At 41.5% G+C, this 15280-nt stretch carries 3 protein-coding genes; all 3 read right to left on the bottom strand.

All coding sequences use genetic code 11. The features are described 5' to 3' along the window. Positions 1 to 250: 250 nt before the first annotated feature. The gene (locus tag ACB104_RS00015) at positions 251 to 10621 is read right to left on the bottom strand and encodes a MopE-related protein (protein ID WP_370476087.1); all 10371 of its coding nucleotides are present in this window, start codon (positions 10619 to 10621) and stop codon (positions 251 to 253) included. Positions 10622 to 10872: 251 nt separating this feature from the next. Continuing rightward, positions 10873 to 13452 carry a MopE-related protein gene (locus tag ACB104_RS00010; RefSeq protein ID WP_370476086.1) on the bottom strand — a complete coding sequence of 860 codons (2580 nt, stop codon included), beginning with the start codon at positions 13450 to 13452 and terminating at the stop codon, positions 10873 to 10875. Between the two features lie 269 nt (positions 13453 to 13721). Next, positions 13722 to 15280: T9SS type A sorting domain-containing protein (locus tag ACB104_RS00005; protein WP_370476084.1), on the bottom strand; the 1559-nt coding region annotated here is incomplete at its 5' end.

Raw genomic sequence — 15280 nt, 5'->3', positions numbered from 1 at the left:
GATATTTAATGACTTTACGCAATAAAACCTCTATAAGGTTTAAATAAAATAAGTTTTAATTAATTTATAAGATCAATTAAAACTTGCCACATTTGGTAAGACACTAGCTTACAATTTAACTAGATATACTTTTGCAAATACAGTAAAAGCTGATAGAAATGATGAATGAACAAAGTGATTGCCATATACAACTAACAATAACTAACTCAATAAAAAAGGCTTCTAATCATTTTACTTAGAAGCCTTTTTTTTATAGTTTAATTAAACGCTTAAAGAATTGTTTATTGTTTGTTGAAACTATTCTAAGTAAATACACTCCTTGATTAAAAACGTCTAAATTACTTATTTGAATAGCTCCGTCCCTACATAACATTTGTTCGTTTACAACCATTCTTTCTCTTATATCAAATAATGTTATAGTAAATAATTCATTATTAAAAGTTGAAGGCATTTGAATAGTAATTGTGGAGTTGAATGGATTTGGCTTAATAAATATATCCTTTAAACTAAACTCTTCTGAGTTAAGTCCCTCACACAAATCTCCAATATTATCACCATCACTGTCCGCCTGGTCAGCGTTAGCAATATCTGGGCAATTATCTATACAGTCGAGTATCCCATCACCATCAGTATCAATCTCATCAGTAGGTATTCCATCAGTACAGTCGTTGTCCTTGCCGTCGCACAATTCAGTGGCACCGGGATGGACCGTGATGTCACTGTCGTTGCAGTCCGTGCTGTCCGTAACATATCCTGCTGGTTGTGAACAAGCTTCTTGAGTGTTGCTCACATCACCATATCCGTCACCATCGGTATCTGCATAATAAGTATTCTTAACACCTTCATCTACCTGTCCATCACAGTTGTTATCGATGCCATCACAAATTTCGGTATTACCTGGAAATGATGCCACTTCATTGTCATTACAGTCCGTGTTATTACCAACATAACCCGTTGGCTGGGTATTAGACTGCTGACTAATATTAGGATTTCCAAATCCATCACCGTCCAGGTCCTGATACCAAATACTGGCATCTGTACCATCACAGTTTTCATCTGTCCCATTATTAGGGATTTCAACCTCGCCCGGGTTGATATTTGCATCAGAATCATCGCAATCGGTGCTGTCCGTAACATAACCGTCAGGTACTGAACAGGCCGAAATACTATTGCCCACATCACCGTATCCGTCACCATCAGTATCAGCATAATAGATATTCTTGACACCTTCATCAACCTGACCGTCGCAGTCGTTATCGATACCGTCACAGACTTCTGCATTACCTGGGTAAGATGCCGATTCATTGTCATTACAGTCCGTATTGTTACTGACATAACCTAAAGGTGCTGAACAGGCCAAAATACTAGCACTGGGATCTCCGTATCCGTCACCGTCACTATCAGCATAATAAGTATTCTTGACACCTTCATCAACCTGTCCATCACAATCATTGTCGATACCGTCACAGACTTCTACATTACCTGGGTAAGCGTTGGCTTCATTGTCATTACAATCTGTATTGTCGATAACATAACCGTTGGGCGCTGAACAGGCCAAAATACTAGACCCTGCATCGCCATAACCATCCCCATCTGCATCGGCATAATAAGTATTCTCAACACCTTCATCAACCTGACCGTCGCAGTCGTTATCGATGCCATCACAAATTTCGGTATTACCTGGAAATGATGCCGATTCATTGTCATTACAGTCCGTGTTATTACCAACATAACCCGTGGGCTGGGTATTGGACTGCTGACTCATATTAGGGTTACCAAAACCATCACCGTCCAGGTCCTGATACCAAATACTGGCATCTGTGCCATCACAGTTTTCATCTGTGCCATTATTAGGGATTTCAACCTCGCCCGGGTTGATATTCGCATCAGAATCATCGCAATCGGTGCTGTCCGTTACATATCCTGCTGGTTGCGAGCATGCCTCTTGAGCATTGCCCACATCACCGTATCCGTCACCATCAGTATCAGCATAATAGGTATTCTTGACACCTTCATCAACCTGACCGTCGCAGTCGTTATCAATACCGTCACAGACTTCTGCATTACCTGGGTAAGATGCCGATTCATTGTCATTACAGTCCGTATTGTTACTGACATAACCTAAAGGTGCTGAACAGGCCAAAATACTAGCACTGGCATCTCCGTATCCGTCACCGTCACTATCAGCATAATAGGTATTCTTGACACCTTCATCAACCTGACCATCACAATCATTATCGATACCGTCACAAACTTCGATGTTACCTGGGTAAGCGTTGGCTTCATTGTCATTGCAATCTGTATTGTCAATAACATAACCTGCAGGTGCTGAACAGGCCAAAATACTAGACCCTGCATCGCCATAACCATCCCCATCTGTATCGGCATAATACGTATTCTCAACACCTTCATCTACCTGACCGTCGCAGTTGTTATCGATGCCATCACAGACTTCTGCATTACCTGGGTAAGCGTTGGCTTCATTGTCATTACAGTCCGTGTTATTACCAACATAACCCGTGGGCTGGGTATTGGACTGCTGACTAACATTAGGGTTTCCAAATCCATCGCCATCCAAATCTTGGTACCAAATACTGGCATCTGTGCCATCACAGTTTTCATCTGTCCCATTATTAGGGATTTCAACCTCGCCCGGGTTGATATTCGCATCAGAATCATCACAATCGGTATTGTCCGTAACATATCCTGCTGGTTGCGAGCACGCCTCTTGAGTATTGCCCACATCACCGTATCCGTCACCATCATGGTCGGCATAATAAATATTCTTGACACCTTCATCTACCTGACCATCACAATCATTGTCAATACCATCACAGACTTCTGCATTACCTGGGTAAGCGTTGGCTTCATTGTCATTACAATCTGTATTGTCGATAACATAACCGCTAGGCGCTGAACAGGCCAAAATACTAGACCCTGCATCGCCATAACCATCCCCATCAGTGTCGGCATAATAGGTATTCTTGACACCTTCATCTACCTGACCGTCGCAGTCGTTATCGATACCATCACAAACTTCGGTATTACCTGGGTAGGCGTTGGCTTCATCGTCATTACAATCTGTGTTATTGCTGACATAACCGCTAGGCGCTGAACAGGCCAAAATACTAGACCCTGCATCGCCATAACCATCCCCATCTGTATCGGCATAATAAGTATTCTCAACACCTTCATCAACCTGACCATCGCAGTCGTTATCGATACCATCACAGACTTCTACATTGCCTGGGTAAGATGCCGATTCATTGTCGTTACAGTCCGTGTTATTACCAACATAGCCCGTTGGCTGGGTATTAGACTGCTGACTCATATTAGGGTTTCCAAATCCATCACCGTCCAGGTCCTGGTACCAAATACTGGCATCTGTACCATCACAGTTTTCATCTGTCCCATTATTAGGGATTTCAACCTCGCCCGGGTTGATATTTGCATCAGAATCATCGCAATCGGTGCTGTCCGTAACATAACCGTCAGGTACTGAACAGGCCGAAATACTATTGCCCACATCACCGTATCCGTCACCATCAGTATCTGCATAATAGATATTCTTGACACCTTCATCAACCTGACCGTCGCAGTCGTTATCGATTCCATCACAGACTTCTGCATTACCTGGGTAAGCATCTGCTTCTGTATCATCACAGTCCGTATTATTGCTGACATAGCCGCTAGGCGCTGAACAGGCTAAAATACTAGAACTGGAATCACCATAACCATCCCCATCGGTGTCGGCATAATAGGTATTCTTAACACCTTCATCAACCTGACCGTCGCAGTCGTTATCGATACCATCACAAACTTCGATATTACCTGAGTAAGCATCTGCTTCTGTATCGTCGCAGTCTGTATTATCACTGACATAACCTGCAGGCGCTGAACAGGCCAAAATACTAGACCCTGCATCGCCGTAACCATCCCCATCTGTATCGGCATAATACGTATTCTCAACACCTTCATCAACCTGACCATCACAATCGTTATCAATGCCATCACAGACTTCTACATTACCTGGGTAAGATGCCGATTCATTGTCATTACAGTCTGAATTATTGCTAACATAACCTTCTGGTGCTGAACAGGCCAGGATACTAGTGCCAATATTTCCGTATCCATCACCATCAGTATCAGCATAATAGGTATTCTTGACACCTTCATCAACCTGACCGTCGCAGTCGTTATCAATCCCATCACAGACTTCTACATTGCCTGGGTAAGATGCCGATTCATTGTCATTACAGTCCGTATTGTTACTGACATAACCTGCAGGTGCTGAACAGGCCAAAATACTAGCACTGGCATCGCCATAACCATCCCCATCGGTGTCGGCATAATAGGTATTCTCAACGCCTTCATCAACCTGACCGTCGCAGTCGTTATCAATACCATCACAAACTTCGGTATTACCTGGGTACGCATCTGCTTCTGTATCATCACAGTCTGTATTATCACTGACATAACCGCTAGGCGCTGAACAGGCCAAAATACTAGACACTGCATCTCCATAACCATCCCCATCATTGTCGGCATAATAGGTATTCTCAACGCCTTCATCAACTTGACCGTCGCAATTGTTATCAATGCCATCACAAATTTCGGTATTACCTGGAAATGATGCCGCTTCATTGTCATTACAGTCCGTGTTATTACCAACATAACCCGTGGGCTGGGTATTGGACTGCTGACTAATATTAGGGTTTCCAAATCCATCGCCATCTAAATCTTGATACCATAGACTAGCATCCGTACCATCACAGTTTTCATCTGTACCATTATTAGGGATTTCAACCTCGCCCGGGTTGATATTTGCATCAGAATCATCGCAATCGGTGCTGTCTGTAACATACCCTGCTGGTTGAGAACATGCCTCTAGAGCATTATTCATGTCTCCGTATCCGTCACCATCACTATCAGCATAATACGTATTCTTGACACCTTCATCTACCTGGCCATCACAGTCGTTATCGATACCGTCACAGACTTCTACATTACCTGGGTAAGATGCCGATTCATTGTCATTACAGTCCGTATTATTGCTGACATAGCCGCTCGGCGCTGAACAGGCCAAAATACTAGCACCGGCATCTCCATAACCATCTCCATCTGTATCGGCATAATAAGTATTCTTAACCCCTTCATCAACCTGTCCATCACAATCATTGTCGATACCATCACAAACTTCGGTATTACCTGGGTAAGCGTTGGCTTCATTGTCATTACAATCTGTATTATTACTGACATATCCTTCAGGTGCTGAACAGGCCAAAATACTAGACCCTGCATCGCCATAACCATCTCCATCTGTATCGGCATAATACGTATTCTCAACACCTTCGTCAATCTGACCATCACAATCGTTATCAATGCCATCACAAACTTCGGTATTACCTGGGTAAGAGTCGGCTTCATTGTCATTACAATCTGTATTATCGCTAACATAACCATTAGGGGCCGAACAAGCCAAAATACTAGTGCCAGCATTGCCGTAGCCATCACCATCGCTATCGGCGTAATATGTATTCTTAACACCTTCATCAACCTGACCATCGCAGTCATTATCTATGCCATCACAAACTTCGGTATTACCTGGGTAAGCGTCAGCTTCATTGTCATTACAGTCTGTATTATTACTGACATATCCTTCAGGTGCTGAACAGGCTAAAATACTGACACTGGCATCGCCATAACCATCCCCATCAATATCGGCATAATAGGTGTTTTTTACATCTTCATCAACCTGACCGTCGCAGTTATTATCAATACCATCACAGATTTCTGTAGCGGCAGGGCTAACATTAACATCAGTATCGTTACAGTCCAAACTGTTGGAAACGTAACCTAAGGGTTGGCTACAGGACAACTGACTATTTCCAAAATCACCATAACCATCATTATCACTATCGGCATACCAAGTAAATTGTCCGGTAATATCATTATCCGCATCATCTATTTGTCCGTCACAATCATTGTCAATACCATCACATATTTCTGTGGCGTTGGGATTAATATTCGCATCCGTATCATCGCAGTCCAAACTGTTGGAAACATAACCTATGGGTTTATTGCAGGACAAAAAACTATTGGTAAAATCACCATATCCATCATTATCATTGTCAGCATACCAGGTATCTTGCCCCGTTATGCTGTCATCTGCACCATCAATCAAACCATCACAATCATTGTCAATACCATCACAGATTTCTGTAGCGGCAGGGTTAATATTCACATCCGCATCATTACAATCTAAACTGTTAGAAACGTAACCGGGCGGTTGGTTACAGGACAATTGACTATTTCCAAAATCACCGTAGCCATCACCATCACTATCTGCGTAATAGGTATTCTTAACGCCTTCATCAACCTGACCATCACAATCATTGTCTATGCCATCACAGACTTCTGCATTACCTGGGTAAGCGTCAGCTTCATTGTCATTACAGTCTGTATTATTACTGACATATCCTTCAGGTGCTGAACAGGCCAAAATACTAGCACTGGCATCGCCATAGCCATCCCCATCAATATCGGCATAATAGGTGTTTTTTACATCTTCATCAACCTGACCGTCGCAGTTATTATCAATGCCATCACAGATTTCTGTAGCGGCAGGGTTAACATTAACATCAGTATCGTCGCAGTCCAAACTGTTAGAAACGTAACCTAAGGGTTGGCTACAGGACAACTGACTATTTCCAAAATCACCATAACCATCATTATCACTATCGGCATACCAGGTATGTTGTCCGGTAATATCATTATCCGCATCATCTATTTGTCCGTCACAATCATTGTCAATACCATCACATATTTCTGTGGCGTTGGGATTAATATTGGCATCCGTATCATCGCAGTCTAAACTGTTGGAAACATAACCTATGGGTTTATTGCAGGACAAAAAACTATTGGTAAAATCACCATATCCATCATTATCGTTATCAGCATACCAGGTATCCTGCCCCGTTATGTTGTCATCTGCACCATCAATCAAACCATCACAATCATTGTCAATACCATCACAGATTTCTGTAGCGGCAGGGTTAACATTAACATCAGTATCGTCGCAGTCCAAACTGTTAGAAACGTAACCTAAGGGTTGGCTACAGGACAACTGACTATTTCCAAAATCACCGTAGCCATCACCATCGCTATCGGCATAATACGTATTCTTAACGCCTTCATCAACCTGGCCATCACAATCATTGTCTATGCCATCACAGACTTCTGCATTACCCGGGTAAGCGTTGGCTTCATTGTCATTACAGTCTGTATTGTCGATAACATATCCTTCAGGTGCTGAACAGGCCAAAATACTAGCACTGGCATCGCCAAAACCATCGCCATCGGTATCGGCATAATAGGTATTTGTTACACCCTCGTCAACCTGACCATCACAATCATTATCAATACCATCACAAACTTCTGTGTTACCTGGATAAGATTCTACTTCTGAATCATCACAGTCTGTATTATCACTAACATAACCTAGAGGAGCTGAACAGGCTAAAATACTATTTCCGGCATCGCCATAGCCATCGCCATCAGTATCGGCATAATAGGTATTCTTAACGCCTTCATCAACCTGACCATCACAATCGTTATCAATACCATCACAGACTTCTACATTACCAGGGTAAGATCCCGATTCATTGTCATTACAGTCTGTGTTATTGCTAACATAACCTACAGGTGCTGAACAAGCTAAAATACTAGCACTGGCATCGCCATAACCATCACCATCATTATCTGCATAATAGGTATTCTTAACACCTTCATCAATCTGACCGTCACAATCGTTATCGATACCATCACAAACTTCAGTAGCATCGGGATTAATATTAAAATTTGAATCGTTGCAATCCATACTGTTAGAAACATAACCTGAAGGCTGATTACAGGACAGTTGGGTAACGTTCAAATCGCCATAGCCATCGCCATCGCTATCGGCATACCAAACCGTATCCGGGTTAAGGTTAACATCAGCATCATCGCAATCGCTGTTGTCCGAAACATAGTTGGCGGGCTGCTCACATTGCATAAGGGTAACTGCATTGTTGCCATAGCCATCGCCATCACTATCGGCATACCAAACCGTATCCGGGTTAAGGTTAACATCACCGTCATCGCAATCGCTGTTGTCCAAAACGTAATTGGCGGGCTGCTCACATTGTATCAGGGTAACTGCATTGTTGCCATAGCCATCGCCATCACTATCGGCATACCAAACCGTATCCGGGTTAAGGTTAACATCAGTGTCATCACAATCGGTATTGTCCAAAACGTAATTGGCGGGCTGCTCACATTGTATGAGGGTAACTGCATTGTCGCCATAGCCATCGCCATCACTATCGGCATACCAGACCGTATCCGGGTTAAGGTTAACATCACCGTCATCGCAATCGCTGTTGTCCAAAATGTAATTGGCGGGCTGCTCACATTGTATGAGGGTAACTGCATTGTTTCCATAGCCATCGCCATCACTATCGGCATACCAAACCGTATCCGGGTTAAGGTTAACATTACCGTCATCACAATCGGAATTATCCAGGACATAGTTGGCGGGCTGCTCACATTGTATCAGGGTAACTGCATTGTTGCCATAGCCATCGCCATCGCTATCGGCATACCAAACCGTATCCGGGTTAAGGTTAACATCATCATCATCGCAATCGCTGTTGTCCAAAACGTAATTGGCGGGCTGTTCACATTGTATCAGGGTAACTGCATTGTTGCCATAGCCATCGCCGTCACTATCGGCATACCAAACCGTATCCGGGTTAAGGTTAACATCACCATCATCGCAATCGGAATTATCCAAGACATAGTTGGCGGGCTGTTCACATTGTATGAGGGTAACTGCACTGTTGCCATAGCCATCGCCATCGCTATCGGCATACCAAACCGTAGCTGGGTTAAGGTTGACATCAGTATCATCACAATCGCTGTTGTCCAAAACGTAGTTGGCGGGCTGCTCACATTGTATTAGGTTAACTGCATTGTTGCCATAGCCATCGCCATCACTATCGGCATACCAAACCGTGTCCGGGTTAAGGTTAATATCACCGTCATCGCAATCGGTATTGTTGTCGGAATAGCCCACTGGAGCCGAGGTTTCGCACAAATCTTCCGTAGTGGTCGAGCCATAGCCGTCGCCATCAGCATCCACATAGTAAGTGATTGGCACATTGATGCCTGCGTTGGTATCATCACAGTCTGTGTTGTTGGTAACCGTGTTGTCTGGTTGTAATGCCGAACACACACTTGTAGCTAGGGCACTCGCATCCCCATATCCGTCGCCATCGCTATCGGGATAGTAATCAACCGTCGCTAGCCCTTCGTCTGTCTGTCCGTTACAATCATTGTCCAATCCATCACAGATTTCAGGGGCTCCTGGGTAAACAGTAGATTCAGAATCATCGCAATCCCCTCCGCCTGTTGAATAACCATCAACATCATCATCGGTTATGGATTGTGAAGACCATAGTTTGTATGTGAAATTGGGATTGGTCGCCTTAAACCCCTGTGAATACACCCTAAAATAATAGGTTTGACCAATAGTTAAATTATTAAAGTTAATCGCTTCGGTAGTTGGGGAAAGTCCACCATTATCATCGCTACAGTCTAAAAGTAATAGTGTATTGCAATCACCCGAAAATAAACTTAGCCTACCATCAAATAAGGGATCCAGGGTAATATTAATATCAGTCGTTTGAGCCAAAAACCTGTACCATACATCGTCCCTAGCATTGGCACTTTTGGCATTACAAATTTCAGCATCCTCGTTGGTCTCTGCTCCTCCCAAAACGCTTCCAGGTATGGAGGTGGCATCACTACCGTCAACCGCCTTTCCTGTTTCCTGGATAATAAGTGTCGCTCCACTACAAAGGTCATTCGGTGGCGGGTCTGCTGATAATGTTGTTATATTTGGTGTAATCAACCAGTTGCTATAATCTCCTGATCCACAATTGGAGCGGATAGCCACCTGATAAGTGGTGTTTGCCACCAATGCATTTTCACCTGAGGAAGCCTCCAACAAACCTCCTGTCGATCCATTAACCACGTCGCTGCCTGTTCCAGGGGTAAAACCGGCTGGACCAATTTCCCAATCGTAATCTGAAGGGCTTGGCCCAGTACTTGGCGCACTCCAATAAAAATCCAACCTTGTGTTGGACAAGTAGTTTACCCTTGGGTCTTCGGGTTTATAGCAAGTTGGTACCTTTTGCAAATTAACGGTATGCGTATCACTATCACCATCACAACTATCACTCAAATGGATGATTACCCGAATTTCTCCCGTGGGAATATCAGCTGACTGGAATGTATAAGTTAAAGGTGAAACACTTTCGGCCAAAACCTCACTTCCGGAAGCGTTTCTTATCGTTATGAAATCGTTACTACCAAGGTACGTGGATGTAAAGGTATATTTTTCTTCTAAAATGTTGGTCACCGTTACATATTCTCCGGCAAATATGGAGCCAGTTACCAACTCCAGATTTTCCGTATTTTTAGCCGTATAACTGGAAACATTTGTTGTATTACTGTTACAATTTTGAGCACTAGACCATATAGTAAAAAATAGAAGACCAATGCATGTAATTTTATTCATGCTATCCTAATTTAAATTTATTAAAGACTATTGCTATTAATCGGGAGTGTTTAACACCTAAAAACCAACACATTTAGGTCAAATTTCATAAATTCTTTGGAGTTACTTTAAAGTTATTTATTATTTATTACAACAGCATTTAAAACAGATAAAACACTTAAAATATCGATTAAAAGAAAAGCCTGTATATCTGTATCTCATGACAAAACTTATCTTAGATCTTGTAATTCAGTTTTAAGATCGAAATAGTTCTAAAGTTTAATAATTTGCTTAATCGTAAATTCAGAATCCGATGAAATTTTTAAGAAGTATATTCCTTTTTGTAAATGCGTAAAATCATTGATTCTGATCATACCATTGTCATTAGTATGGCTATTATTATAAATTAAACGTCCGTTTAAATCGAATAAAGTTATACCAATTTTCTGATTGTTTACTTTTTGTTGTACGTGCACATTAAAACTCGATTGGAATGGATTTGGCTCTATTAAAATGTTTTTTAATAATGATGTTGCTTGTACCGATAGACTTTCACAAGCATCACCAATGCCATTTCCATTACTATCTTCTTGTCCAGGATTAGAAACCTCCGGACAGTTATCCTCACAATCCAATACCCCATCAGAATCACTATCTACCTCAGTATTTGGAACGCCATTACCACAATCGTTATCTAATCCGTCACATATTTCTGGTGCTCCTGGGTATATGGTATCATTTCCATCGTTACAATCAGAATTATTATTAGACTCACCAGAACCCGGACTACTATTAACAGACTCTACTACAGTTGATGAACCATAACCGTCTTCATCACTATCCAGATACCACTGATATAATCCATCACAGTTTTCGTCAATACCATTAGCTACAATATCTGTTGCTTCAGGGTTTATGGATGCATTACTATCATTACAATCTAAGGCATTGTCTGATTCACCTAAGCCCGGACTGCTATTATTTGACTGAATAATGGTTAATGAACCATAATTATCGTCATCATTATCCTGATACCATTGGTATAAACCATCACAATTTTCGTCAATACCATTGGCTACCACTTCGGTAGCGGCTGGGTTAATCGTATTTGTATTATCATTACAATCTGTACTATTTGCCACATAGCCACTAGGTGTGGTATTAGCAAGTGTGGTTTGGTTTACATCCCCATAGCCGTCATCATCCGCATCTCGAAACCAGGTTTTTATATCACTACCATCACAGTCTTCGTCTATATTGTTATCCGGTACTTCTGTCGCTCCGGGGTAGATATTATTTTTAGTGTCGTCACAGTCACCCTGATTTTCCGAAAACCCATCACCATCATCATCCACATCAGCCGAACTATCCAAAGTTGAAGGGTTACAGTCATCATCTTTACCATTATCAGGTATTTCTGTTGCATCCGGGTTTACGTCAGGATCATCATCATCGCAGTCTGTATTGTTTATCACATATCCTGCCGAAGGACCATCACAGACAAACTCTGACACATTAGGATTTCCAAAACCATCACCATCACTATCGGCATAATAGGTTGTAAAAGTAAGTCCTTCATCAACCTGTCCATCACAATTGTTATCTAATCCATCACAGATTTCTTCAGCTCCCGGGAAAATGGATGCGTTACCATCATTACAATCAACAGCAGGATTATTACTATAACCATCGCCATCAGCATCTGTAGTTGCAGTACTAGACCACAATTTTACTGTAAAGTTAGGATTAGTAGCAGAAAACCCCTGTGAATACACCCTAAAATAATAGGTTTGACCAATAGTTAAATTATTAAAGTTAATCGCTTCGGTAGTTGGGGAAAGTCCACCATTATCATCGCTACAGTCTAAAAGTGATAGTGTATTGCAATCACCCGAAAATAAACTTAGCCTGCCATCAAATATGGGATCCAAGGCAATATTTATATCGGTTGTTTGGGCCAAAAACCTATACCAAACATCGTCCCTAGCATTGGCACTTTTGGCATTACATATTTCAGCATCCTCGTTGGTCCCTGCTCCTCCCAAAACACTTCCAGGTACAGCGGTGGCATCACTACCGTCAATAGCCTTTCCCGTTTCCTGGATAATAAGTGTCGCTCCACTACAAAGGTCATTCGATGGCGGGTCTGCTGATAATGTTGTTATATTTGGTGTAATTAACCAGTTGCTATAATTTTCTGATCCACAATTAGAGCGGATAGCCACCTGATAATTGGTGTTTGCCATCAATGCATTTTCTCCTGAGGAAGCCTCCAACAACCCTCCTATCGATCCTTTAACCACGTCGCTGCCTGTTCCAGGGGTAAAACCAGTTGGACCAATTTCCCAATCGTAATCTAAAGGGCTTGGCCCAGTACTTGGCGCGCTCCAATAAAAATCCAACCTTGTGTTGGACAAGTAGCTTACCCTTGGGTCTTCGGGTTTATAGCAAGTTGGTACCTTTTGCAAATTAACGGTATGCGTATTATCATCACCATCACAACTATCACTCAAGTGGATGATTACCCGAATTTCTCCCGTGGGGATATCAGCTGACTGGAACGTATAAGTTAAAGGTGAAACACTTTCGGCCAAAACCTCACTTCCGGAAGCGTTTCTTATCGTTATGAAATCGTTACTGCCAAGGTACGTGGATGTAAACGTATATTTTTCTTCTAAAATGTTAGTTACCGTTACATATTCTCCGGCATAGATGAAGTTCGTTACCAACTCCAGATCTTCCGTATTTTTAGCCGTATAACTGGCTACATTTGTTGTATTACTATTACAATTTTGAGCGTATATATTATTTGCTAAAAAAAAGATAAGTGTTAAAAGATAGATTTTTTTCATCATCAAAAGGTTAAGTGGGTCATCATAAATATATTATATTCTTATGGCAAACACATATAATGAAGATATATGGTAAAAAAAATTGATGATTGGCTATCACAGCCCTAAAAAACACGGTGTATTGTGAATTTTAATATTAGGACATCATCAAATAATCTTATGGAACTATTATATATCGTATTATCACTTAGAATGTATTCATATAAAAAAGAGGGCAACCTAAGCTGCCCTCTTTTCTTTACATTAAATTAATTATAATCTAATTAAATTTACTGTTTTGTTGAAGATACTACTTTCTTAATTAAAGTACCTTCTTTGGTAGTTAACCTAATAAAATACATCTGGTCATCAGTACGAGATAGATCTATTAATGTACTATCGTATGTACCTTTTATGTAATTGGTATTTTCAGCTTCTTGTATCAAGGCGCCTCTAATATCGTATACATTGATTTTTACATCGGTATCATACTCAAATTTATAACCAACATTCACTTCGTTCTCAAATGGTACTGGGTAAGCTGTAAAGCTTACTTTATCTCCACTAGGTTTACCCCAACCACCTGTACTAACTGTACATTCAGTATCCATAAACGATGCATTGGCTTCTAAATCTATATCGTCATAATCTCTCTTTTCTCCAGGGATATACATACCTTCATATGGTATATCTCTATCACAAATTACAGCATGCGCAATAAAATAGAATTGACCTGAAACTCCAGTTTTGGTTGCTTCCCAACCTGGGTAATAATCCCCTGATGGTATATTGGCATTATAAGGATATTGACCAGGTGCTACCGTATAATATTCACCCTTAACTTCATCAGTTGCATCGTAAATATCATCTGGTGCATTACCTTTAAATGGATATGGATCACAACCTACAAATAAATGTACTTCAGATATCAAGTATGCAGGTACTTCCGGTGTTGCAGGAACTCCATCATCATCATAAGTCAACAAGTCATAGGAGAAATGAACAACCCCGCTACCATCATTCGCAATGTCATCATATTGATAATCTACAATAAGATCGCCAACATAGGTTCCCTTGCTAATATCGCAGCGTCCGGCACCTCTATATACTGCATAGGTATAGGTACCATATTCTGTAATGGTATTGGTCCAACCCCAGCGTTTAAAGCCATCATTTCTGAAACAGCTGCTAAAGGTATCTGGTGCGTCTTCTACAACGAAATAATAGTCTTCATTGTCTTCGTAAGCTGTTTTTACAGCAAAGGCTGTTTCACAGTTTGGTGTACAATCATAATATCTTGCCGTAGTTGTACACTCTGAATAACAGAATGTTGGGCCTAATTTAGAAGTGATTCTTACTGTAAAGATTTCTCCATCTACGGCACCTTCAACAGTTGCATTAGGCATATCAGCATTTGTAATGGTTGTTCCAAGATTAGATGTCCATGAATAATCATATAAACTAGTATCTGCTGGTGTCACACTCAAACTCAATACTGTACCATCACATAAACCGAACTCCGAGCCTTCAGATGAGTTGGCTGCGTTACAACCTGGGTTAGGGTTGATCGTAATGGTAAAGTCCGCATCATCCGGAGGACAATCTCCATTGCCTGGAACTGTATACGTAAAGTTATAAACTCCTGGCGTACTTACATCTACTATCGGACCACTTGGTGTCCACGTACCATTGCCGTCGGCATCATTTGATAATAATCCGTCCAAATCATAAGCGTCCAAGCCCGAAGCTGTCTCACAATAGGAATCCGTGTTGTCATCTCCTGCATTGCCCTGACGGTAAATCGTAATGGTAAAGTCCGCATCATCCGGAGGACAATCTCCATTGCCTG

The sequence above is a fragment of the Tamlana flava genome, assembly GCF_041287255.1.
In the GTDB taxonomy this organism is placed as follows: Bacteria; Bacteroidota; Bacteroidia; order Flavobacteriales; family Flavobacteriaceae; genus Tamlana; species Tamlana flava.
This window is presented reverse-complemented; position numbering and strand designations above follow the sequence as displayed.